This is a genomic window from Tabrizicola flagellatus (genome assembly GCF_008271465.1).
Taxonomy (GTDB): Bacteria; Pseudomonadota; Alphaproteobacteria; order Rhodobacterales; family Rhodobacteraceae; genus Tabrizicola; species Tabrizicola flagellata.
Genome location: NZ_VMDU01000014.1, coordinates 16,336 through 37,945, shown reverse-complemented (window position 1 = coordinate 37,945; position 21,610 = coordinate 16,336). Strand labels below are relative to the sequence as shown.

The 21,610-nt window shown below is 69.5% G+C and carries 22 protein-coding genes; 14 read left to right on the top strand and 8 right to left on the bottom strand.

Going from position 1 to position 21,610, the window contains the following annotated elements; all coding sequences use genetic code 11:
* Positions 1-86 precede the first annotated feature (86 nt).
* A complete protein-coding gene (locus FL625_RS14935; protein WP_149589475.1) occupies positions 87-545 on the top strand; it encodes an acyl-CoA thioesterase in 459 nt (152 codons plus the stop codon).
* On the opposite strand, the gene FL625_RS14930 is transcribed toward FL625_RS14935, so the two are convergent.
* Positions 542-2,347 carry a monovalent cation:proton antiporter-2 (CPA2) family protein gene (locus FL625_RS14930; RefSeq protein ID WP_149589474.1) on the bottom strand — a complete coding sequence of 602 codons (1,806 nt, stop codon included), beginning with the start codon at positions 2,345-2,347 and terminating at the stop codon, positions 542-544. The genes FL625_RS14935 and FL625_RS14930 overlap by 4 nt on opposite strands.
* Before the next feature lie 159 nt (positions 2,348-2,506).
* Between FL625_RS14930 and FL625_RS14925 the strand changes: the two genes are divergently transcribed.
* Positions 2,507-2,755: a type II toxin-antitoxin system Phd/YefM family antitoxin gene (locus FL625_RS14925; RefSeq protein WP_149589473.1), complete on the top strand. Its 249-nt coding sequence runs from the start codon at positions 2,507-2,509 to the stop codon at positions 2,753-2,755.
* The gene (locus FL625_RS14920) at positions 2,752-3,018 is read left to right on the top strand and encodes a Txe/YoeB family addiction module toxin (RefSeq protein WP_149589472.1); all 267 of its coding nucleotides are present in this window, start codon (positions 2,752-2,754) and stop codon (positions 3,016-3,018) included. Before FL625_RS14925 ends, FL625_RS14920 begins: the two co-directional genes overlap by 4 nt.
* A 29-nt stretch (positions 3,019-3,047) precedes the next feature.
* Here the strand turns inward: FL625_RS14920 and FL625_RS14915 are convergent, their stop codons facing one another.
* Entirely contained in the window at positions 3,048-3,461 is a 414-nt protein-coding gene (locus FL625_RS14915; protein WP_149589471.1) for a VOC family protein, read from the bottom strand.
* A 220-nt stretch (positions 3,462-3,681) separates the two neighbouring features.
* Between FL625_RS14915 and FL625_RS14910 the strand changes: the two genes are divergently transcribed.
* Positions 3,682-4,971 (top strand): O-acetylhomoserine aminocarboxypropyltransferase/cysteine synthase family protein, encoded by a 1,290-nt coding sequence (locus FL625_RS14910; protein WP_149589470.1) that lies wholly within the window; start codon positions 3,682-3,684, stop codon positions 4,969-4,971.
* A 27-nt stretch (positions 4,972-4,998) separates the two neighbouring features.
* Here the strand turns inward: FL625_RS14910 and FL625_RS14905 are convergent, their stop codons facing one another.
* The 3 genes from FL625_RS14905 to FL625_RS14895 form a co-directional block, all read right to left on the bottom strand.
* Positions 4,999-5,799: a hypothetical protein gene (locus FL625_RS14905; RefSeq protein WP_149589469.1), complete on the bottom strand. Its 801-nt coding sequence runs from the start codon at positions 5,797-5,799 to the stop codon at positions 4,999-5,001.
* Positions 5,799-6,950 (bottom strand): hypothetical protein, encoded by a 1,152-nt coding sequence (locus FL625_RS14900; protein ID WP_149589468.1) that lies wholly within the window; start codon positions 6,948-6,950, stop codon positions 5,799-5,801. The genes FL625_RS14905 and FL625_RS14900 overlap by 1 nt, the downstream gene beginning before the upstream one ends.
* 119 nt (positions 6,951-7,069) lie before the next feature.
* Complete coding sequence (locus tag FL625_RS14895) at positions 7,070-7,765, bottom strand: SIMPL domain-containing protein (protein WP_149589467.1); 696 nt, start codon at positions 7,763-7,765, stop codon at positions 7,070-7,072.
* 160 nt (positions 7,766-7,925) lie between these two features.
* Here FL625_RS14895 and FL625_RS14890 point away from each other — a divergent pair, with 160 nt between their 5' ends.
* The gene (locus FL625_RS14890) at positions 7,926-10,904 is read left to right on the top strand and encodes a ribonuclease E domain-containing protein (protein WP_149589466.1); all 2,979 of its coding nucleotides are present in this window, start codon (positions 7,926-7,928) and stop codon (positions 10,902-10,904) included.
* 168 nt (positions 10,905-11,072) lie between these two features.
* On the opposite strand, the gene cobT is transcribed toward FL625_RS14890, so the two are convergent.
* The gene (gene cobT / locus FL625_RS14885; RefSeq protein WP_235019440.1) at positions 11,073-12,077 is read right to left on the bottom strand and encodes a nicotinate-nucleotide--dimethylbenzimidazole phosphoribosyltransferase; all 1,005 of its coding nucleotides are present in this window, start codon (positions 12,075-12,077) and stop codon (positions 11,073-11,075) included.
* 86 nt (positions 12,078-12,163) lie between these two features.
* Here cobT and cobS point away from each other — a divergent pair, with 86 nt between their 5' ends.
* From cobS to FL625_RS14855, 6 genes are all read left to right on the top strand, one after another.
* On the top strand, positions 12,164-12,925 hold the full coding sequence (cobS, locus tag FL625_RS14880; RefSeq protein WP_149589515.1) for an adenosylcobinamide-GDP ribazoletransferase: 762 nt from the start codon (positions 12,164-12,166) through the stop codon (positions 12,923-12,925).
* Positions 12,926-13,054: 129 nt separating this feature from the next.
* Positions 13,055-14,137: a 3,4-dihydroxy-2-butanone-4-phosphate synthase gene (gene ribB / locus FL625_RS14875; protein ID WP_149589464.1), complete on the top strand. Its 1,083-nt coding sequence runs from the start codon at positions 13,055-13,057 to the stop codon at positions 14,135-14,137.
* A 3-nt stretch (positions 14,138-14,140) separates the two neighbouring features.
* The gene (locus FL625_RS14870; protein ID WP_149589463.1) at positions 14,141-14,641 is read left to right on the top strand and encodes a 6,7-dimethyl-8-ribityllumazine synthase; all 501 of its coding nucleotides are present in this window, start codon (positions 14,141-14,143) and stop codon (positions 14,639-14,641) included.
* The gene (gene nusB / locus FL625_RS14865; protein ID WP_235019438.1) at positions 14,638-15,105 is read left to right on the top strand and encodes a transcription antitermination factor NusB; all 468 of its coding nucleotides are present in this window, start codon (positions 14,638-14,640) and stop codon (positions 15,103-15,105) included. Before FL625_RS14870 ends, nusB begins: the two co-directional genes overlap by 4 nt.
* 69 nt (positions 15,106-15,174) lie before the next feature.
* A complete protein-coding gene (locus tag FL625_RS14860) occupies positions 15,175-15,585 on the top strand; it encodes an META domain-containing protein (RefSeq protein WP_160147793.1) in 411 nt (136 codons plus the stop codon).
* An 88-nt stretch (positions 15,586-15,673) separates the two neighbouring features.
* Positions 15,674-16,444 carry an ion transporter gene (locus FL625_RS14855; RefSeq protein ID WP_149589461.1) on the top strand — a complete coding sequence of 257 codons (771 nt, stop codon included), beginning with the start codon at positions 15,674-15,676 and terminating at the stop codon, positions 16,442-16,444.
* Between the two features lie 84 nt (positions 16,445-16,528).
* Here FL625_RS14855 and FL625_RS14850 read toward each other — a convergent pair whose 3' ends face one another.
* Positions 16,529-17,476: an alpha/beta fold hydrolase gene (locus FL625_RS14850; protein WP_149589460.1), complete on the bottom strand. Its 948-nt coding sequence runs from the start codon at positions 17,474-17,476 to the stop codon at positions 16,529-16,531.
* A complete protein-coding gene (locus FL625_RS14845; protein WP_149589459.1) occupies positions 17,473-17,760 on the bottom strand; it encodes an SCP2 sterol-binding domain-containing protein in 288 nt (95 codons plus the stop codon). Before FL625_RS14845 ends, FL625_RS14850 begins: the two co-directional genes overlap by 4 nt.
* A 63-nt stretch (positions 17,761-17,823) precedes the next feature.
* On the opposite strand from FL625_RS14845, the gene FL625_RS14840 reads away from it, so the two are divergent.
* Genes FL625_RS14840 through FL625_RS14830 form a run of 3 tightly spaced genes read left to right on the top strand, consistent with a single transcriptional unit; the run spans position 17,824 to position 21,576 of the window.
* Positions 17,824-18,387, top strand: a complete 564-nt coding sequence (locus FL625_RS14840) for a tetratricopeptide repeat protein (RefSeq protein ID WP_149589458.1) — start codon at positions 17,824-17,826, stop codon at positions 18,385-18,387.
* Positions 18,388-18,390: 3 nt separating this feature from the next.
* Complete coding sequence (locus FL625_RS14835; RefSeq protein ID WP_149589457.1) at positions 18,391-21,255, top strand: helicase-related protein; 2,865 nt, start codon at positions 18,391-18,393, stop codon at positions 21,253-21,255.
* Positions 21,256-21,576, top strand: a complete 321-nt coding sequence (locus FL625_RS14830) for an RNA-binding S4 domain-containing protein (RefSeq protein ID WP_149589456.1) — start codon at positions 21,256-21,258, stop codon at positions 21,574-21,576. It abuts the gene before it with no gap.
* Positions 21,577-21,610 lie beyond the last annotated feature (34 nt).

Here is a 21,610-nt window from a genome sequence, read left to right as displayed (position 1 = left end):
GCGCCCCCGCGCACCGCGGTCCCAGCGACCGGAGCTTGATCTCCGCCGCGCCCTTGCCCACCCTGACCGCAAAAGGGGAGACAGGAATGACCGTCTGCTACACCACCGACCGCATGCTGCATTTCGGCGATTGCGACATCTCGGGCACCGCCTACTATCCGGCCTATCTCAACATCCTCAACGGCGTGGTCGAGGAATTCTGGGCCCATATCGGCTGGCCCTGGCACGAGATCATCTGGAACGAACGCTGGGGCACGCCCACCGTCCACCTGTCCTGCGACTTCTCCAAGCCCTCCTTCTTCGGCGACAGGCTGACCTTCCGCATCTCGATCCTGAAGGTCGGCCAGTCCTCGGTCAGGCTCCACCACACCATCCACTGCGGCGAGGAACACCGCTGGTCGGTGGAACAGGTGCTGGCGGCAAGCTGGCTCGACAAGCACACCTCGATGCCCTGGCCGCCCGAGGTGAAGGCGAAACTCGAAAGCCTGATGGCCCCGCCCGAACCCGCCGACCGCCCCGACCGCCGCCCCGTGGCGCGGCCCTAGCTTGCCGCCGGCTCGGCTGCGCCGGGTTCCCGACCGGCGGCCGGCTTCTGCGTTCCGGCGGCATGGCCGGCATTGCCCAGCAGCAGGCTCGTGCCGGAATAGATGTCGCCCGTCGTCTGCAGCGCCAGCCGCTCGGCATCGCGCTTGCGCACGCCCTCGGCGATCTCGGCGATCTCGTCGGGATCCACCCCCAGCACCTCCAGCACCTCGCTGCCCAGCGCCAGCGCGGAATGGAACACCTCGCGCATCTGGTGGTCCACGCCTTCCCGGATCAGTTCCAGCGCATGTTCCCGGTCGAAGGCGCGGGCCAGGATCACCGCGTTCGGGAACTCGTCCCGCACCAGTTTCGCGATCCGCGTCGTCACCTCGCGCTTGTCGGTGGCGATCACCACCGCCCGCGCCGTCTGCGCCCCGGCGGCATGCAGGATGTCCAGCCGCGTGCCGTCGCCGAACCAGACCTTGAAGCCGAAGGTTTCCGCCGCACGGATCATCTCGGGGTCATCGTCGATGATGGTGATGGCACAGCGCCGCGCCAGGAGTGGCTGGCTCGCGATCTGCCCGAACCGCCCGAAGCCGATGATCAGGACCGTGCCCGACAACCCTTCCGGCGCCTCGAGCCCCTCGGCCGAGACCGGCGCCACCGGGCGAAAGCGGTCATGCAGGATCACCATCAGCGGCGTCAGCACCATCGAGACGATGATGATGGCGTTCAGGATCGCGTTCTCGGTCACGCCCAGAAGCCCCACCGCCAGCGCCGCCGAGTAAAGGACAAAGGCGAACTCGCCGCCCTGCGCCATCAGCACCATCCGCTCCAGCGCCTCGGCATGGGGGGCCTGCATCAGCCGCGCCACGCCGTAGATGATCGCCGACTTCAGCACCATGAAGGCCAGGACCGAAACCGCGACCAGTCCCCAGTTTTCCGCGATCACCGACAGGTCCAGCGCCATGCCGACCGCCAGGAAGAACAGGCCCAGGAGGATGCCCCGGAACGGCTCCACGTCCGCCTCCAGCTGGTGGCGGAAGCTCGATTCCGACAGAAGCACGCCGGCAAGGAACGCCCCCATCGCCGCCGAAAGGCCCCCCAGCTGCATCCACAGCGCCGCGCCCAGGACGACCAGCAGCGCCGCCGCCGTCATCACCTCGCGCGCACGGCTGGCCGCAAGCAGCCGGAACATCGGGTTCAGAAGGTAGATCCCCGCCACCACCAGCGCCGCGATGGCGCCAAGGCCGATGCCCACCCCGATCAGCCGGTCGGCCAGCGTCACCTCCTCGCCCCCCGGCGCCAGGAAGGCCACCAGCGCGAGAAGCGGCACGATGGCCAGGTCCTCCAAGAGCAGGATCGACACGATCCGCTGCCCCTTCGGCGCGCTGATGTCGCCGCGCTCCTGCAACATCTGCATCACGATGGCGGTCGAGGTCAGCGTGAACCCGGCCCCCGCGATCAGCGAACTGGCATAGGGATAGCCCAGCGCAAAGCCCACCAGGCTCAGGACCGCGATGCAGATGAGCACCTGCACCAGCCCCAGCCCGAAGATGTCGCGCCGCATGGACCAGAGCTTCGAGGGCTCCATCTCCAGCCCGATGATGAACAGGAACATGACGACGCCCAGTTCCGCGACATGCAGGATCGCCATCGGGTCGGAAAAGAGCCCAAGGCCGAACGGCCCGATCGCCAGCCCGGCGGCCAGATAGCCCAGGACGGACCCGAGGCCTATCCGCTTGAAAACCGGCACCGCCACGACCGCCGCGCCCAGCAGCGTGACCACCGAAACCAGATCGACACCCGCGGATTCCGTTGCCATTCGCCACTCCCTCGCCAGAGGCGCAGAGTTGGCCGCCCGCGTCGGAAGCGCAACCGAAAACGCATCGCAGGGTGCGCTACAGCGCACCGGATGCCCAATCGATGCGCAACTCTTGACATGTACAGTATCCTGCACATATCCTTGCACAAGGAGAGCCCGATGACCATCCTCACCTACACCGACGCCCGCAACAACCTCGCCTCCACCATGGACCGCGTGGTCAAGGACCGTGATCCCGCGATCATCACCCGCACGGGGCGCGAGGCCGTGGTCATGGTCGCCCAAGGCGAATGGGATGCCATCCAGGAAACCCTGCACCTCCTGTCCTCGCCGAAGAACGCACAGCGCCTGCACGAAGCCATCGCCGAACTGGACGCGGGCGGCGGTGAGTTGCGGTCCATCGAGTGAAACTCCGCTTCGCCGCCCATGCCTGGGCCGACTACCTGCATTGGCAAACCGCCGACCCGACGGTGCTGCACCGCCTGAACTCCCTGATCGAGGAATGCCGTCGCCATCCCTTCTCCGGCACCGGCAAGCCCGAACCGCTGAAGGGAGATCTCACCGGCTGGTGGTCCCGTCGCATCACCAGCGAACACCGTCTGGTCTATCGGGTGTCAGGGTCGGCGGCCGATCAGACCTTGGACATCGCGCAGTGCCGATACCATTACTGACGTAGGTCGGACTTCAGACCGACTCGCCATCACCCCTCGAACACCGCCTCCATCCGCGCGAACCCCTTCACCTCGATCGGATTCCCGCTCGGATCGCGGAAGAACATCGTCCACTGCTCCCCCGGCTGCCCGTGAAACCGCACCTGCGGCGGCAGGACGAACTCCACCCCGGCGCCCGTCAGCCGGTCGGCCAGGGCGCGCCAGTCCGGCAGGTGCAGGACCAGCCCCAGATGCGGCATCGGCACCAGATGGTCGCCGACCTTGCCGGTGTTCGTCGTCCGGAACGGCTCGCCCAGATGCAGGCTGATCTGGTGGCCGAAGAAGTCGAAATCGACCCAGGTTTCCGTGCTCCGCCCCTCGCGGCAGCCAAGGACGCCGCCATAGAAGGCGCGGGCCTCGTCCAGGCTGGTGACGTGATAGGCCAGGTGGAAGGGGGTCAGCATGGGGGCGCTCCGGTCAGGTCGGGACGAGGCAAGCAGAAAGCTGTGCCCCGCGCAACGATCCTCCTGCCGCAAGGCCGGATCAGGGATGAATATTCCGTAAACCTCCGCGCCCAAGCCGTTGATTTCCTTATCTCGCACCGCCCTGTCCACCGTGGACAGCTTCCCGTTGCCAGCCGCAGCGATCCCTCCTACCCTGCCCGGAAACAGGGAGGAACGACCCATGACCGACAGACCCCTCGGCTTCGAGACGCTTGCGATCCACGCCGGCACCGCGCCCGACCCCGCCACCGGCGCCCGGCAGGTGCCGATCTACCAGACCACCGCCTACGTCTTCCGCGACGCCGACCACGCGGCGAAACTCTTCAACCTGCAAGAGGTGGGCTACATCTACTCGCGCCTGACGAACCCCACCGTCTCGGCGCTGGCGAACCGGGTGGCGGCGCTGGAAGGCGGGGCGGGGGCCATCGCCTGCTCCTCGGGCCATGCCGCGCAGATCATGGCGCTGTTCCCGATCATGGCCCCGGGGCGCAACATCGTCGCCTCCACGAAGCTCTACGGCGGCACGATCCAGCAGTTCTCGAACACGATCCGAAAGTTCGGCTGGTCGGCGAAGTTCGTCGATTTCGACGACCCGAAGGAAATCGAGAAGGCCATCGACGCCGACACCCGCGCGCTGTTCTGCGAGACGATCTGCAACCCGGGCGGAGCCCTCTCCGACCTCCCCGCCATCGCCCGCGTCGCGAACCAGGCGCATATCCCGCTGATCGTGGACAACACCACCGCCAGCCCCTACCTCTGCCGCCCGATCGAGCACGGCGCGACCCTCGTCGTCCATTCGGCGACCAAGTATCTCACCGGGAACGGCACCGTCACCGGCGGGATCGTGGTCGACTCCGGCAAGTTCGACTGGTCGAAGGACGACAAGTTCCCCTCGCTCTCGCAGCCCGAACCGGCCTACCACGGCCTCGTCTTCCACCCGACGCTCGGCAACATGGCCTTCACCTTCCACTCCATCGCCATCGGCCTGCGCGATCTGGGCATGACCATGAACCCTCAGGGCGCCCACTACACCCTCATGGGGATCGAGACGCTGGCCCTGCGCATGGAACGCCACGTCCAGAACGCCCAGATCGTCGCGGAATGGCTGGAGCAGGACCCCCGGATCGGCAAGGTCACTTACCCCGGCCTGAAGTCCTCGCCCTACTACCACCTCGCGCAGATGATCACGCCCAAGGGCCCCGGCGCGCTGTTCACCTTCTCGGTCAAGGGCGGCTACGAGGCCTGCGTCAAGCTGATCGACAACGTGAAGCTGTTCAGCCATGTGGCGAACCTCGGCGACACGCGCAGCCTCATCATCCACTCGGCCTCGACCACCCATCGCCAACTCAGCGAAGAGGCGCAGATCAAGGCCGGCGCGGCGCCCGACGTGGTTCGGGTGTCCATCGGGATCGAGGACGTGCGCGACATCATCGCCGACCTCGACCAGGCGCTGACGAAGGCCACGGCCTGAGGCGATACGCCCCGCTGCCCCGCTGCCTCAGCCCCCCGGTGCGGGGCCGAGCGGCGGGGCGGGGAACATGCCCTTCGGCAGCGGTGCCAGCCAGGCAATCCTTGCCCGCGCCTGGACCGGCTGGTCGGGAGCCCAGTCCAGCACGACCTGCACCACCCGGCAGACCTTCGCATCGGCCTGCGCCGCACAGGCGTCGGTCCCTGCGGACACCGCGGCAGCGAGCGCGGTCTCGGCGCTGGCGGTGCCCTCGGCTCCGGCCGCCAGCGTCAGCGAAACCGTGTCGTCGCGCAGCACATGCGCGGCAAGGTCGGGCAGGTCCTCGGTGTCGGGCAGGCGATACACGACTTCCAGGCGGAACTGCGCCGTGCCTGCGACCGGATCAACGCTACCCTCGACGACCCGCGCCGCATTGACTGCGCAATCCGTGGCAAGCGACTGCACGAGCACCGCGCAGAGCCCCTCGGCCACCTTCGGCGCGCGGATGTCGGCCAGCACCTGCAGATACTCGGGCTGCGGCAGGGTCTCGCCCTCGGCCAGCAGGTCCGTGAGCCGCGCCTGCCGGGTCACCGTGGCCGTGCGGCGTTCGGCGAAACGCTCCTGCGCCAGATAGGCCCGGACATCGTCCTGCGGCACCAGCCCGCCCGAAGGCGAGATCAGCCAGGTCTGCCGTGGCGGCGGCGCGGCGGCCGCCGTCCCGCCCGCTTCGGGCGCCTTGGCGTCGGCCTGTGCGGCTTCCGCCTTCGGCAGTCCCTGCCAGTATTGCCAGCCGGCGGCGCCGAAGCCCACCGCCATCAACAGGACCCCGGTTCCGATCAGAAGGCGCAGCATCAGAAGGACACTCCCTGCCTCAGATAGGCCAGATCGCCGAAGGCGAAACTGGTCGCGATGGCCTTGACCCGACCGGCAAAGCTGTTCGCTGCCTCGCCCTGGCCGCGGACCTCGAAGTAGGTATCCTGCGTCGTCCGGATGCGCGACCCTTGTATCGGCGCATAGACCGCCAGCGGCCCCGCCTCACCCGGCACGGGCCCCACGACCGAGACCATGCCCTCGTCGAACCCGGCACGGATCTCCTCGGCCGATACGCCGAAGGTGTCGCGGAACCAGGTGTTCCAGGCCAGGATCGCCTCTTGCATGGCCGCGTATTTCACTTCGGCTTCCTTGCGATAGGACTCGGGGCCAGAGGCCAGCACCTCGAAGAAGCGGTGGCCGGGGTTCAGCGGATAGGCGGGCGCCAGCCCGCAGGCCGCCAGCGCCGCGGCCGGCATGACCTCGACCGGGACCACAGGGTCAAGGTTGGCCACCCCCGCCTGCTCGCCTCCCAGAAGCACCACCCGCTCGACCCGGGCGCCCTCGGCGAGGTGGATGTTCCAGATCTGGTGGCCATGGAAATTCAGCAACACAAGATAGACCGGCCGCGCGGTTTCCGTGACCGCGACATCGTAGGCCTCGTAGGCCAGTTCGGCCTGGGCCGAGACGGTGCCGCTGCCCGTCTGCCGATAGCTGTTGACGAAGACCTGCACCGCATCGGCAAGCACCCGGTCGCCATAGGTCAGAAGCGCCGTCTCAAGCCCGCTGCTGCCGGCCGTGACGTGGCCCACCAGCGCCTCCGGCGTCGGGGGCGTCGGCTTGCAGCCCGAGATTGGCCGGATCGTGGTGATCTCGGCCGGAATGTCCTTCGCGATCCGCGTCTCGTGGCCCTTCAGCACACCCGAGATCAGGACCGGCCGGTTGCCGGCCAGGGCAGCGATCGGCCCCCTGGCCTCAAGCCCGTCGGGGCCGTCGCGCAGCATGTCCTCGGGGCTGCCGTCCCGGGCGGTGGCGGGATCGCCGAAGGTGGACAGCATGGCCTGCCCCTCGAGGAAGGCCATGGCGGATTCGGGCAGGTAGTCCTCGAAGGCGCGCGGTCCCTTCCAGACCAGAAGGAACATGACCATGGAGATTGCCCCGACGATCACGAGGCTGACCGGTCCGCGGATCATCCTGGCTGCTCCTGCACTGTCCTCTCGCGGCGCTTTTGCCCTGCGACTTTGGCCAAATCATGACGCGAAAGGGCGAAACCCCTGCGAATTCCGCCGCTTGTCCACCAATCGGCCGGGCGTCAGTCCGTGATGGCGAAGGTCATGGTCACCGTGGCGACCAGGCCCAGCTCTCCGCCCACCACCGGCACCGGCACGGCCGAGACCGCCTCGCGATACATCGGCGCGGGATCGGTCATCGCCCCGCCGTCGGCGATGGACAGGACCTGCCCCAGGCTGACCCCCGCGGCCGCTGCCAGAAGCTCGGCCTTGGCGCGGGCATCGGCAACGGCTTCCTTGCGCGCCTCGTTGTAGGCCGGCTCGGGGTCGGCCAGGCCGAAGGTCAGCCCGTTCAGCGTGTTGGCACCATCGGCCACCGCCGCGTCCAGAACCGTGCCGGTCGCGTCCAGCTTGCGCACCCGCACCGTCAGCATGTTCGCGGCAACATAGCCCGAGATGCGGGGGCTGGAGCTGTCATAGCCGGTCCAGTTCGGGTTGATAGACAGGTTCGAGGTCTGCATGTCCCGCGCCTCGATCCCCGAGGCGGTCAGCCGCGCGATCACCGCGTCCGTCGCCGTGGTGTTGGCCGCCAGCGCCGCCGCCGCCGTCTCGCCCTGCGTGGTCACTCCGATGGTCACCGTGGCCATGTCGGGCGCGGCCTCGACCGTCCCGGTGCCGGTCACGCTGATCGTGCGCAAGGGGCCGTCCTCGGCCAGGGTCGGCGCGGCCAGCGGCAGGGCCAGGGCTGCGGACAGGAAGAGGGCATTCAGGGCACGCATCGGGGTCTCCTTCGTTTTGCGCGACAATTCGTGACTGTGACGCGCGCCGCAACCGCTTCCTTGGCCGTTTTCCTTCCCTTCGGCGAAAAGCTGCTTTACTAAGGCAGCAACCGGCTGGGGCACGTTCCAGCACCTCCAAGATCCGTGCTAGACCCGCGACATGAAACCGACATTTGCACTTGACCTGACGCGCGAGACCATCGGTCTTCTGCATCGGACACCAAAGGGCTGGCTCTCGATCGGCGAGGTCGCCTTCGACGCCCCCGATCTCGCCGAGGCGCTGGACTACATGCGCAAGACCGCGCTCGGCCTGTCGCCGATGGGCTTGGCCACCAAGCTGATCCTGCCGAACAGCCAGATCCTCTACACCGAGATCCATGCCCCCGGGCCCAGCCGCGACGAGAAGCGCCGCCAGATCGCCGCCGCGCTGGAAGGCCGGACCCCCTATGCCGTCGAGGAGCTCGTCTTCGACTGGTCCGGCAAGGGCGCGACGGTCAAGGTGGCCGTGGTGGCGAAGGAAACCCTGGCAGAGGCCGAGGCCTTTGCCGTCGAACACAGGCTGAACCCGGTCTCCTTCGTGGCGATCCCGGAAGATGGCACCTTCGTGGGCGAACCGTGGTTCGGACCGACAAATGCCGCGGCGAGCCTCCTTTCCGAGGACGAGACCGTCGAGCGCGACCGCGAGCCGGTGACGGTCCTGCACCGGGAACTGCCGAAGGCAGCCCCCGCCGCCGAGGCCGAGGTCGCGCCTCTCGCGCCCGAAGCCGAGACAGTGAGCGAGCCCGCCACCGCCTCGGCGCCGCCCCCCGCCCCCGCGGCGCCGGTCGAGGATGACGATCCCCTCCCGGGCCTGGAAGAGGCGCTGAACGCCGACCTGCCGGTTGCCGAGGTCACGCCCGTTGCACAGGCGGCGGAACCCGCGGCCCTCGACCTGATGGACGAGGAGGGGCCCGTCGCCGATCTGCCCCCCGCTCCTCAGGCAGCCGTCGCAACCGAACGCGGCATTGACCGGGCGGCCGCCATGGCCGCATCTGCGCCCTCGGCCCCTGCCCGCGGCCCCGAACCGCAACCCGAGCCCGAGGAAGCGCCCTTCGCGCATGTCACCGACACGCAGGCCTTCCCCGAGGGCGACACCGACATGTCCCCGGCCGCTGCCGCCCCGGTCGGGACGCGGGCCGGCAAGGGGTCTGTCTCGGGCGTGCTTGCCGACACGGTCGAGGATGACATCCCGCCTGCGCCCCCTTCGGCCGCGATGGTGGCCTTCGCCAGTCGGCGGGCCGCGGCGGGCGAGGCTGCGGCCCGTCCGGTCGATGGCGTCACCCGCCCGGCGGTCGCCGCCAAGACCGCCGCCGCCCGGCCCGCAACCGCGAAGGGCTATTCCGGCCTGGTCACCGCGCCTTCGATCCCCGGGACCCGCGCCAAGGTCAAGGTCAAGGGCGGCGACATCCCGCGTCCGTCGCTTGGGCCGACCACGGTGAAGTCGCCGGCCCGCCCGGGCGGCACCTTCGGTGCGGCGGTCCCGGCCAAACGGCGCAGCGGGACCGTGTTCATGATCATGGTCGGGCTCCTCCTGCTGTTCCTCGCGCTGGTCGCCGCCTGGGCCTCCTATTTCATCGGCTCGCGCGATGCGGCGCCGCAGGCTGCCGCGACCGAGACCATCCCGGACGCCAGCGACGAGATGCTGGCCGACATGCAGGATCCCGAAGGCCTGACCGAACCGCTGCCCGAGGCCGGCGAATCCGCCCGCTCGGCCGACCTCGACGCGCTGGCCACCGAGAGCCTGGCAGCAGATGCCGGGGAGGAAACCGCGCAGGTCGCCGATCCCGAGGCGGTCGAACCGGATGTTCCGGCGGACGCGACCGCGGTCGCAGCCGAGATTGTCGAGCCCGTGCCGGAACCCACGCCGGAACCCGTTGCCGAGGCCCCCGCCACGCCGCCCGTCCAACCGGCGCCCGAACCCGCACCCGACACAGCCGTGACCACCGAGGTCGCCACCGCGTCGGCTCCGGTCGAGGACCAGGACGAGATCTTCCTGTCGGCGATGGATGCCCCTCCCCCCGCGCTGGACGCGCTTGCCCTGCCGCCGCTGGCCGATCCGCGCGACAGCCTGCCCGACCCGGTGATGCCGCCGCCCGCGCCCGGAACGGTCTACCAGTTCGATGCCGCCGGCCTGCTGAAACCGACGCCCGAGGGCATTCTCAGTCCCGACGGCGTGTTCCTTATTGCGGGCAAGCCGCCGCTTGTGCCGCCGCCCCGCAGCGAGGCCGCCGCGGCCGCCGCCCAGGCGGCCGCCGCCGTTTCGGCGCCCCCGGCAGAAGCAGGAGCTGCGGCCTCCGATGCCGCAGATGCCTCGCTGGCGACCGCCGGCGAAACCGCGGATCCCGAGGCGACGATCCCGTCCGACCCCGAGATGGCGGGGTTCCGGCCGCGCCCGCGCCCCGAGGGTCTGGCCCCGGCCGCTGCTGGCGGAGAGGACGACGCCTCGCTCGGCTCTGCTGCCGCCACCCGCTTCGCGGGCCTGCGCCCCCTGCCGCGCCCGGCCAGCGTGACCGCTGCCGCCGCCGCCATCCTGCCCGCAAGCGCCGCGCCCGCCGATCTTGGTGCCCAGGGTGCCTCGCTGACCGCGCAGGCCCAGGCGAAGCTGGCCGAGGCCGCCGCTCTCGAGGCGCAGAACCCCTCGATCGTCGCGATCTCGATGCGGCCCGCCGCCCGCCCGCAGGACATGAGCCGCGCGGTCGAGGCTGCCGTGGCCGCTGCGGTGCGCGAACCTGCGCCTGCCGCGCCGAAGGAAGAGGTCGTCGAAGTGGCCGCCGCGGCCCCGGCAGCGGCAAAGCCCGAAGAGATCGACGAGCTTGACGAACCGGAAGTGGCGAAGGCCGCCCCCTCGATCCCGACCAAGGCCAGCGTGGCCAAACAGGCGACCTTCGTGAACGCGATCAATCTGTCGAAGATCAACCTGATCGGGACCTACGGCACCGACTCCCGCCGTTATGCGCTGATCCGGCAGTCGAACGGCAAGTACAAGAAGGTCAAGGTAGGCGACAAGATCGACGGCGGTACGGTTAAGGCGATCACCGAGACCGAGGTGCGCTACCAGAAGGGCGGGCGTCTTGTCAGCCTGAAGATGCCGAAGGCTTAAGCCCGTCCACGCAGGACAGACTTCGTACTCTCTAGAAATCAACCTGTTGCGCGTGGACGTTTGCGGACTGGCTAGCCTGTCTCGCGGACGTCTCATCGATGACTTCGTCACCCGTCGCGGCGGGAAGCTACCTGCGACGAGGAGACGAAGTCGAACGAGGAGCCCCTGTCAGCCTTCGGCGACCCCGGCCTCGGCAAAGGTCGCCATGCCGGAATGGCAGGCCACCGCGCCCTGCAGCACCCCGATCGCCAGCGCCGCGCCCGACCCCTCGCCCAGCCGCAGGCCGAGAGACAGCAGGGGTTCCTTCCCCAGCTTCTCCAGCAGCCGCGCATGTGCCCCCTCGGCGCTCTGGTGCCCGGCGACGCAGTGGTCCAGCGCCCCGGGCGCGGCCTTGTCCAGCACCGCCGCCGCCGCGCAGGCGATGAACCCGTCCAGGATTACCGGCACCCGCGCCCGGCGTGCGCCCAGGATCGCCCCCGCCATCGCCGCGATCTCGCGCCCGCCAAGGCAGCGCAGCACCTCCAGCGGATCGGACAGCGCCGCCGCGTGCCGCTCCACCCCGGCAGCGACGGCGGCCTCCTTGCGGCGCAGCCCCTCGTCGTCAACGCCGGTGCCCCGCCCCGCCCAGCCGGTGCCGCCGTAAAGCGCGGTGGCTATGGCGGCGGCAGAGGTGGTGTTGCCGATCCCCATCTCGCCGGCCACGAACAGGTCGGCCTCCGGGTCCACCGCCTCGTATCCCTTGCGCAGGGCGGCCACGACCTCGGCCTCTGTCATCGCCGGACCTTCGGTGAAATCCGCCGTCGGCCGGTCGAGGTCCAGCGCATGCACGTCGAGCTTCGCCCCGAAGGTGCGGGCCAGCTGGTTGATCGCCGCCCCGCCATGGGCAAAGTTCGCCACCATCTGCACCGTGACCTCTGCCGGGAAGGCCGAGACGCCCTTGGCCGTCACCCCGTGATTGCCGGCAAAGACCACGATCTGCGGCTTGCCGGCGCGCGGGCGGTCGGTTCCCTGCCAGCCCGCCATCCAGATCGCCAACCGCTCCAGCCGGCCCAGCGCGCCGGGCGGCTTGGTCAGCTGGCCGTTGCGCGCCTCGGCCGCCGCGATCGCGGCCGCGTCAGGGGCCGGAAGCTGGCGCAGGGCGGCACGGACATCGGCAAGGGTCTGGAACGGCATCGTCTTCTCCGGATTGCACATCGTCGCGTCCGGGGCTACCCCATGGCCGAAACGAACGCCAGCCGGGACAAGCCGCTTTGACCCCAATCCGCGACATCGCCCTCCGGCTGCCGTCCGACCTCCTGTCGGCCTTCGCGCTGCTGACCCGCCTGCCGCTGCCCGACCATCGGGGGACCGCAGCCGCCTCGGCCTGGGCCTGGCCGCTGGTCGGCGCCGTGCTCGGCGCGATGGGGGCTGCCCTTGCCGCCGGCGCCCTCTGGCTTGGCGTGACGCCGGGCGTGGCGGCGGTCCTGGTGCTGGCGGCGGGCGCCATGCTGACCGGCGCGCTGCACGAGGACGGGCTGTCGGACACGGCGGACGGGCTGTTCGGCGGCTGGACGCGCGAGCGGCGGCTGGAGATCATGAAGGACAGCCGGGTGGGCAGCTACGGCGTCCTGGCCCTCGTGCTGGCGACCCTGGCGCGCTGGTCGGCGCTGACGGCGGTTCTCGTCCACACGTCGCAGGGCAACGGCCCCTGGGCCGCCCTGATCGCCGCCGGGGCGCTGTCGCGGGCACCGATGGGGCTGACCATGGCGCTTCTGCCCAATGCGCGGGGCGAGGGGCTGAGCCATGCCACCGGCCGACCCTCTGCCGCAACCGCGCTGGCCGGCCTTGCGCTTGCGACGGGCATCGCGGTGGCGCTGACCGGCTGGACCGCGGTGCCAATGGTCTTCGTCACGCTTGCGGTGACGCTCTGGCTGGCAGTCACCGCGCTGCGCCGGATCGGCGGACAGACCGGAGACATTCTGGGCGCGAACCAGCAACTTGCCGAGATCGCCTGTCTCGCGGTGCTGTCCGCGCGCGGGTAGGCAAGCGATGTGCCAGAGGGCCACGCCCCTGCCGCCGCACAGCGGGTCTGCGGAGTCGGCGGGGACAGCCTCTGGCCTTTGCGCCACGCCCGCGATAGACGGGCAGAGAGAGCTTGCGAGGCCGCGCCCATGTCCGAATTCACCGACGCCATCTCCTCGACCGAAGAGATCATCGAGGATGCCCGCAACGGGCGGATGTTCATCCTTGTCGACCACGAGGACCGCGAGAACGAGGGCGACCTCGTGATCCCGGCCCAGATGTGCACGCCGAGCGCGATCAACTTCATGGCCACCCATGGCCGGGGGCTGATCTGCCTGGCGCTGCCCGGATCGCGGGTCGATCAGCTGGGCCTGCCGCTGATGAGCCCGAAGAACTCCAGCCGCCACGAGACCGCCTTCACGCTGTCCATCGAGGCGCGCGAGGGCGTGACCACCGGCATCTCGGCCGCCGACCGGGCGCGGACCGTCTCGGTCGCCATCGACCCGACCAAGGGTCCGGCCGACATCGCCACGCCGGGCCACATCTTCCCCCTGCGCGCCCGCGAGGGTGGCGTCCTGGTCCGCGCCGGCCATACCGAGGCGGCCGTGGACGTGGCGCGTCTGGCGGGGCTGAACCCGTCGGGCGTGATCTGCGAGATCATGAACGACGACGGCACGATGGCGCGCCTGCCCGACCTGGTGGCCTTTGCCCAGAGGCACGGGCTGAAGATCGGCACCATTTCGGACCTGATCGCCTACCGGCGCCGCCACGACAACCTCATCACAGAAAAGGCCGTGAAATCCGTCACCTCCGCGCATGGCGGCGACTGGCTGATGCGGGTTTACGCCGACGAGACGCAGGGCGACGAACATATTGTCCTGTCCAAGGGCGACCTGTCCGGCCCCGGCCCGGTCCTGGTGCGGGTCCACGCGCTGAACCCGCTCGAGGATGTGCTGGGCATCGGCGGGGGCGGAGAGCTGCCCGCCGCCATGCGGATCATCGCCGCCGAGGGGCGCGGCGTCGTGGTCCTCCTGCGCGATACCACCATGAAGATGGTAACGCCGGGCGAACACTCGCCCCAGACCCTGCGCCAGTATGGCCTCGGGGCGCAGATCCTGTCGTCGCTGGGGCTGTCGTCGATCACGCTCGTCACCAACTCCGCTGCGCCGCGCTTCGTGGGCCTCGATGCCTACGGCCTGACCATCGCCGGCACCCGGCCCATCAAGGAGTAGGAAATGGCCACCGCCGAAACCCATCACACCCTGCCCCTGCCCGGCTTCGACAAGCCGGTGAAACTCCTGATCGTGGTGGCGCCCTATTACAAGGACATCACCGACAACCTGGTCGCCGGGGCCCGCGCGGTGGCCGCCGCCTGCGCGGCCGAGGTGGACCTCGTCGAGGTTCCGGGCGCGCTGGAAGTGCCGTCGGCCATCGCCATGGCGGAACGGCTGGCGGACTATGACGGCTATGTCGCGCTGGGTTGCGTGATCCGGGGCGAGACGACGCATTACGACACGGTCTGCAACGACTCGTCCCGCGCGCTCAGCCTCCTGGGCCTGCAAGGCGCCTGCATCGGGAACGGGATCCTCACGGTGGAAAACCGCGCCCAGGCCGAGGTGCGCGCGGATCCGCAGGGCCAGAACAAGGGCGGCGGTGCCGCAGCGGCGGCCTTGCACCTGATCGCGCTTTCGCGCAAATGGGCCGGGAAATCCAAGGGGATCGGTTTCCGGGCATGACGGACAGGCGGACGGAAAAGCGCCAGATGAAATCGGCGGCCCGGCTTTACGCCGTGCAGGCGCTGTTCCAGATGGAGGTTTCGGGCCAGACGGTCGAGGCGGTGACGCGCGAGTTCGAGACGCACCGCTTCGGCGCGACCTACGAGGAAGGCGAATTCGCCGAGGGCGACGTGGACCATTTCCGCGCCGTCGTGGGCGCCGCTGTCAACTGGCAGGCGAAGATCGACCAGATGACCGACCGCGCGCTGGTCGCTGCCTGGCCGATCGACCGGATCGACCCGGTGCTGCGCGCGCTCTTCCGCGCGGCGGGGGCGGAACTGGTGGACCTATCCACTCCCCCCAAGGTCGCGATCACCGAATATGTGGACGTGGCCAAGGCCTTCTTTCCGGACGGCAAGGAACCCAAGTTCGTCAACGCCGTCCTCGACCACATGGCGCGCGAGGCCAGACCCGAGGCGTTCTGACCGCAGCATCTGGATTGACCCGGCAGCGGCGGCCACGCAAACTGCGGGAACAATCGCATGAGGTGCCCCATGTCCGCCCCCCGCAGATCCCTGGCCGCCGCTGCCCTGCTTGCCGCCTGCACCGCGACGGCCTCGGGGAACGGCACCGTGCCGCCCGAATACCTCGCCCCGCAGTGGCGGATCGTCGCGATCGACGGCAAGCCCTTCGGCGCGCGCGGCACGATCGACTTCTCCGAACCCGGGCGTGCCTTCGGCGAGGCGCCCTGCAACCGCTGGACGGGAAGCTACGAGGGGGTGCTGCCGGCCTTCGTGCTGAAGGGCGTCGCCGTCACCCGCATGGCCTGCCCCGACATGAAGGAAGAGGCCCGGTTTCTGGAGGCGCTCTCGGCCATGACCGAGGCGCGGACCGAGGGCATCCTCGGCCTCAAGCTGACCGGTCCGGGTGGGCGCAGCATGGAGTTCGTCCGCCCGATGAACTGAACACGTCGCCAAGGCGCGCGCCGGGCTCTGGCATCGCCGGGCAGGATTCCCCATATCCGCGCTCAGTCGCAACAATCCCGGAATCGACATGTCCAGCCGCGCCGCAGTCGCCGCCTTTCTCGACCGCCCCGCCATCGCCCGCTTCCTGATCGCCGTCATCCTCATCAATGCTGTCACCCTGGGGCTGGAGACCTTCCCGGCGGTGATGGAGCGGGCCGGCACGGCGCTTGTCACCATCGACCGGGCCTGCCTCGCGATCTTCGTGGCGGAACTCGCGGCGCGGCTTTACGCACAAGGTTTGCGCTTCTTCCGGTCGGGCTGGAACCTGTTCGATTTCGTGATCGTCGGTATTTCCCTGATCCCTGCGGCCGGGGGCCTTTCGGTCCTGCGCGCGCTGCGCATCCTGCGGGTGCTTCGCATCGTCTCGGTCGTGCCATCGCTACGCCGCGTGGTGAACGGCCTCGGCCGCGCGCTGCCGGGGATGGGGTCGGTGTTCCTGCTGATCCTGCTGATCTACTACATCGCCGCCGTGATCGCGACCAAGCTTTTTGCCGCCAGCTTCCCCGACTGGTTCGGCAGCCTCGGCGCCAGCGCCTATTCGCTCTTCCAGATCATGACGCTGGAAAGCTGGTCCATGGGCATCGTCCGACCGGTGATGGAGGTCTACCCCTACGCCTGGGCCTTCTTCGTGCCCTTCATCCTGATGACCACCTTCGCGGTGATGAACCTGATCGTGGGTCTGATCGTGAACTCGATGCAGGAGGCGGCCTCCGAGGAGACACGGGAGGAAACCCATGCCTTCGAGGAAAAGGTGCTGGCCCGCCTGGCCGAGATCGAGCGCAAGCTCGACGCCCGTTAGCGCCCGGCACCGCTCATCGCTTCCCTGCGGTCGCTCTTCGCCGCCCCGCGAAGACCGACCGCAAGGGAGGGATGAGCCGCGCGCCTAGCCCCGGGTCGCCTCGAACAGCGCGGCGGCCCGGTCGAAGAACCGCTTCCGCACGGCCGGGCCTTCCATCATGATCTCGTGCTCGGCGCCCGGATAGAGGTCCAGCTCGCCCCGCGCCCAGCCCGCCATCCGCAGATGCACCGGCGCCACGGCCACCACCTTCTCGGCGGTGCCCAGCGCGCAGACTGCCGGCACCCGCGGCGCCGGCAGCGCCGCCAGCGCGGCACATTCGGCCAGCGCGGCCGAGACCCAGCCGATGGAGGGCCCGGCCAGCGCCAGCTCCGGCACCTCGACGACCTGCCGGCGCATGTAGTCCCACATCTCGCGGTCGGTCGTCAGCACGTTGCCCGCAAAGGGTGCCGTGGTGAGGTAAACCGCCGGCCCGGTCGAGGGTGCATAGCGCGCGTTCAGCCCCAGGGGCCGCGCGACCGACGAGACCACCGCCGCGAGCGGTTTCTGCCAGGGGGTCATCGCGATCCCCCACATCGGCGCGGAGAAGACCGCCGCCGCGACCGGCAGCCCGCGCATCAGCCCGCGCAGGCCGATGCAGCCGCCCATGGAATGCGCCACCATGTACCAGGGCCGCGGCAGGTCCAGCCGGGCGGCCTCGGCCAGCATGGCATCCAGGTCCTGCTGGTATTCCGCGAAATCGCCCACATGGCCCATCAGCCGGTCGGGCAGCGCCCGGTCGGCCAACCCCTGCCCGCGCCAGTCGATGGTGATGACCGAAAAGCCGCGCGCCACCAGATCCCCGGCGGCGCGGCCGTATTTCTCGATGCATTCCGTCCGGCCGGGCAGCAGCAGCACCGTGCCCTTCTCCCCCGCCTTCCACGAGGCGAGCCGGATCCGCGCCGCCCCCGCCTGCACCCAGACCGCCACCACTCCGGGCGGCGCATCGGCCACCCCGGCGTGGAACGGCGCGGGCAGGGCGGCCTCCTGTCTCATCCCAGGACCGAGCCCAGCTTCATCGCCAGCCCCATGCTGCCATCGACCGACAGCTTGCCGGTCATGAAGGCCATGGTCGGGTTCATCTCGCCGTCGAGGATCGCGCGGAACACGTCCGCCTCGGCGGTCAGCGTCACGTCGGCCTCCTCGTCGCCGGCGCGCACACCCTGCCCGTCCAGCATGATCGCCCCTTCGCCGGGGATCACGAACTTGGCCACGCCGTCGAAGCCACCCGAAACCTTGGCGGACAGCGCCTTGACGGCCGCATCGATCATTTCGCTCATTCGTCTCTCCTTCGTGACCCCGGCGCCACTGGCAATCCGGCGCGGATCGGTTACTTTCCCGTTATGGGCATCCAGGCCACCATTCTCAATCGTATCGTTGCGGCACTTCTGCCGCTTTTCCTGACCTGCGCCCTCGCTCAGGCCCAGGATGCGGCCAAGCTGGACGGTCTGTTCGAACGGCTCAAGACCGCCGAGGCGGGCGAAGCCGGCCGGATCGAGCGGGAAATCTGGCTCGAATGGTCGAAATCCGGGTCTCCGGCGCTGGACCTCCTGCTGCAACGCGGCAAGGACGCGATGGAAATGGGCGACTATCCCGCCGCCATCGAGCATTTCACCGCCGTGATCGACCACGACCCGGCCTTTGCCGAGGCCTGGAACGCGCGGGCCACCGCCTATTACATGGCCGGCGAATTCGGCCCCTCGGTCGCCGACATCGCCCGGGTCCTGACGCTGAACCCAAGGCATTTCGGGGCGCTGTCCGGCCTGGCGATGATCCTGGAGGAAACCGGCAAGCCGGAACAGGCGCTGGCGGCCTATCGTGCGGCCCTTGCCATCCACCCCCATCTCGAGGGCGCGACCGAGGCGGTCGAACGCCTGCAAAAGGCAGCCGAGGGTCAGGAGCTTTAAGCCATGGACGCCACCCGGCGGGTGACGGCGGTCCTCGGGCCGACGAACACCGGCAAGACCCATCACGCGATCGAGCGGATGCTGGCGCACCGCACCGGCGTCATCGGCCTGCCGCTGCGTCTGCTTGCGCGCGAGGTCTATGACCGGATCGTCGCCCGCGTCGGCCCCTCGGTCGTGGCGCTGGTCACCGGCGAGGAACGCATCGTCCCGGACCGCACGCAATACTGGGTCTGCACGACCGAGGCGATGCCGCTGGAAATCGGCGCCGATTTCGTCGCGGTGGACGAGATCCAGCTTTGCGCCGATGCCGACCGGGGCCATGTCTTCACCGACCGGCTGCTGCGCGCGCGGGGGCTGAACGAGACGCTGTTCCTCGGCTCCGACACCATGCGGGGCGCAATCGCGGCGCTGGTGCCGCATGTGACCTTCCTGAAGCGCGACCGGATGTCCACCCTGCGCTATGCCGGGTCGAAGAAGATCAGCCGGATGCCGCCGCGTTCGGCCATCGTCGGGTTCTCGGTGGAAAACGTCTATGCCATCGCCGAGCTGATCCGACGCCAGAAGGGCGGCTGCGCCGTGGTCATGGGCGCCCTCTCCCCCCGCACCCGCAACGCGCAGGTCGCGCTCTACCAGAACGGCGACGTGGATTACCTTGTGGCCACCGATGCCATCGGCATGGGGCTGAACCTCGACATCAAGCATGTCGCCTTCTCGGCAACCGCGAAATTCGACGGCCGCCGGATGCGCGGCCTCTATCCCCAGGAACTGGCCCAGATCGCCGGCCGCGCCGGACGGCACACCGAGGACGGCACCTTCGGCGTCACCGGCGAGGTCCGCCCCTTCGACGAAGAGACGGTCGAGGCGATCGAGACCCACCGCTTCCAGCCCGTCCGCAAGCTGCACTGGCGCAACGAATCGCTCGACTTCGGCAGCGCCGAACGGCTGATCCGCAGCCTCGAGGAACCCACGCACAACGACTGGCTGACCCGTGCGCGGGATGCCGACGACTTGCTGGCGCTGAAGGCGCTCTCCACCCTGCCCGAAGTGCAGGACCGCCTGACCGAACCCAAGCGCGTCCAGCTTTTGTGGGATGTCTGTCGCATCCCCGACTTCCGCTCCTCCACCGGCCCCGAACACACCACGCTCCTGACCCGGATCTTCGAATTCCTGGTCGGCCGCGGCCTCGGCGGCGGGCGCATCCCCTCGGACTGGCTCGCGACCGCGATCCGGCGCATCGACAAGACCGAAGGCGACATCGACACCTTGTCGCGCAGATTGGCCTATATCCGCACCTGGACCTACGTCACCCAGCGGAAAAACTGGGTCGAAGACGAAAGCCATTGGCGCGAGGAAACGCGCGCGGTAGAAGACCGCCTGTCGGATGCCCTGCATGCGGCGCTGACCCAACGATTTGTCGACCGGCGGACATCCGTTCTGCTCCGCCGGTTGAAGCAGAAGGAGGCTCTGGTGGCCGAAGTGAACGACAAGGGCGAAGTGACGGTCGAAGGCGAATATGCCGGGAAACTGGAAGGCTTCCGCTTCAAGCAGGATGCCAGCGCCACGCCCGATGCCGCCCGCACCCTTGCGCAGGCCGCGCTCCAGGCCTTGAAGCCCGAATTCCACCTGCGCGCCGACCGCTTCTACAACGCGCCGGATACCGAGCTTGATTTCACCGAACAGGGCGGCCTGATGTGGGGCACCTCTGCGGTGGGCAAGCTGGTCAAGGGGTCCGAGCCCGCCAAGCCCGCCGTCGAGGCATTCGTGGACGAGGAAGCGGGACCGGAGGTCGCCGAAAAGGTCCGCCGCCGGTTGCAGCATTTCATCGACCGCAAGGTCGCGGCGCAGTTCGAGCCCCTGCTCGCCATGGCGCGCGACGAATCCCTCACCGGCCTTGCTCGCGGCTTCGCGTTCCGGCTGTCCGAGGCGATGGGCGTCCTCCCCCGCGACCAGGTCGCCGCCGAGGTGAAGGAACTGGACCAGGAGGCCCGGGGTGCCTTGCGCAAGCACGGCGTCCGCTTCGGCCAGTTCACCATCTTCCTGCCCGCGCTGCTGAAACCCTCGCCGACGCGCCTGCGGCTGGTGCTCTGGTCGCTCTGGAACGGGTTGCAGGAATTCCCCGAATCGCCGCCGCCCGGCCTCGTCACCATCCCGAACGTGCCCGAGGTGCCGAAAAGCCATTACACGCTCGCGGGTTATCACCCGGCCGGCAGCCGCGCGATCCGCATCGACATGCTGGAACGGCTCGCCGACATCCTGCGCCAGAAGGACAGCCGCGCGGGCTTCGAGGCCACGCCCGACATGCTGTCGATCACCGGCATGACACTGGACCAGTTCGCCGACCTGATGGCGGGGCTGGGCTACAAGGGCGAAAAGGGCGAACGCCCGAAGGTCAAGGCCGCCGTGGCACCGAAGGCCCCCGAGATCTCCGAGGAAGCCGCCGCCGCCATCGCCGCCGGCGTGCCGATCCCGGAAGAGGTCTCGATCCTCGCCCCCGAACCCGCGCCCGAGCCCGAGACGGCAGCCACGCCCGAGATGGAGGTGTTCTACACCTTCACCTGGGCGCCGAAGCCCCGCCACCAGCGCCCCGAACGCGGCGGCGAACGCGGCCCCCGCCCCGAGCGGAAGGAGGGCGAAGCCCGCGCCCCGCGCGGCGACCGTCCGCACGGCGATCGTCCGCAAGGCGACAGGCCCAAGGGCGACCGGCCCAGGCACGACCGACCCAAGGGCGACCGTCCCCATGGCAAGGGGGCCAAGCCCCCGCGCGAGGAGCGGCAGAAATCCTACGAGGCCCGCCCGCCCCGGCAGGAAAAGCCCATCGACCCCGACAACCCCTTCGCGGCGCTGCTCGCGCTCAAGGGCAAGGTCTGATTGGCCGGGCCCTCGGGCAGACCCGACCCGGACGCCGCTGCGAAACTGCGGCTGGACAAATGGCTCTGGCAGGCGCGCTTCTTCAAGTCGCGCAGCCTCGCCGCCGCCGTGATCGAGGCCGGATCGGTCCGCGTCAACGGCACCCGTGTCAGCCGCCCCGGCCGCGACATCAGCGCGGGCGACACCCTGACCTTCCCGCAGGGCGGCCGCATCCGAGTGGTCCGCATCCTTGCGCTGGGGCTGCGCCGCGGCCCCGCGACCGAGGCGCAGGCGCTCTATCTCGATCTCGAACCCTCCGCGGCGCCGGACCCGCTTGAATGATCCGGCCGCCTGCTCTAACTGGCATGCAGACCAT

Coding starts and splice junctions, on each gene's coding strand:
- FL625_RS14895 (WP_149589467.1), bottom strand. CDS start 7,765: ATGCGTGCCCTGAATGCCCTCTTCCTGTCCGCAGCCCTGGCCCTGCCG.
- FL625_RS14925 (WP_149589473.1), top strand. CDS start 2,507: ATGACCATCCTCACCTACACCGACGCCCGCAACAACCTCGCCTCCACC.
- FL625_RS14855 (WP_149589461.1), top strand. CDS start 15,674: ATGTCCAGCCGCGCCGCAGTCGCCGCCTTTCTCGACCGCCCCGCCATC.
- FL625_RS14910 (WP_149589470.1), top strand. CDS start 3,682: ATGACCGACAGACCCCTCGGCTTCGAGACGCTTGCGATCCACGCCGGC.
- FL625_RS14860 (WP_160147793.1), top strand. CDS start 15,175: ATGTCCGCCCCCCGCAGATCCCTGGCCGCCGCTGCCCTGCTTGCCGCC.
- FL625_RS14835 (WP_149589457.1), top strand. CDS start 18,391: ATGGACGCCACCCGGCGGGTGACGGCGGTCCTCGGGCCGACGAACACC.
- FL625_RS14840 (WP_149589458.1), top strand. CDS start 17,824: ATGGGCATCCAGGCCACCATTCTCAATCGTATCGTTGCGGCACTTCTG.
- FL625_RS14850 (WP_149589460.1), bottom strand. CDS start 17,476: ATGAGACAGGAGGCCGCCCTGCCCGCGCCGTTCCACGCCGGGGTGGCC.
- FL625_RS14930 (WP_149589474.1), bottom strand. CDS start 2,347: ATGGCAACGGAATCCGCGGGTGTCGATCTGGTTTCGGTGGTCACGCTG.
- FL625_RS14915 (WP_149589471.1), bottom strand. CDS start 3,461: ATGCTGACCCCCTTCCACCTGGCCTATCACGTCACCAGCCTGGACGAG.
- FL625_RS14890 (WP_149589466.1), top strand. CDS start 7,926: ATGAAACCGACATTTGCACTTGACCTGACGCGCGAGACCATCGGTCTT.
- FL625_RS14870 (WP_149589463.1), top strand. CDS start 14,141: ATGGCCACCGCCGAAACCCATCACACCCTGCCCCTGCCCGGCTTCGAC.
- FL625_RS14845 (WP_149589459.1), bottom strand. CDS start 17,760: ATGAGCGAAATGATCGATGCGGCCGTCAAGGCGCTGTCCGCCAAGGTT.
- FL625_RS14935 (WP_149589475.1), top strand. CDS start 87: ATGACCGTCTGCTACACCACCGACCGCATGCTGCATTTCGGCGATTGC.
- nusB (WP_235019438.1), top strand. CDS start 14,638: ATGACGGACAGGCGGACGGAAAAGCGCCAGATGAAATCGGCGGCCCGG.
- ribB (WP_149589464.1), top strand. CDS start 13,055: ATGTCCGAATTCACCGACGCCATCTCCTCGACCGAAGAGATCATCGAG.
- FL625_RS14905 (WP_149589469.1), bottom strand. CDS start 5,799: ATGCTGCGCCTTCTGATCGGAACCGGGGTCCTGTTGATGGCGGTGGGC.
- FL625_RS14900 (WP_149589468.1), bottom strand. CDS start 6,950: ATGATCCGCGGACCGGTCAGCCTCGTGATCGTCGGGGCAATCTCCATG.
- cobT (WP_235019440.1), bottom strand. CDS start 12,077: ATGCCGTTCCAGACCCTTGCCGATGTCCGTGCCGCCCTGCGCCAGCTT.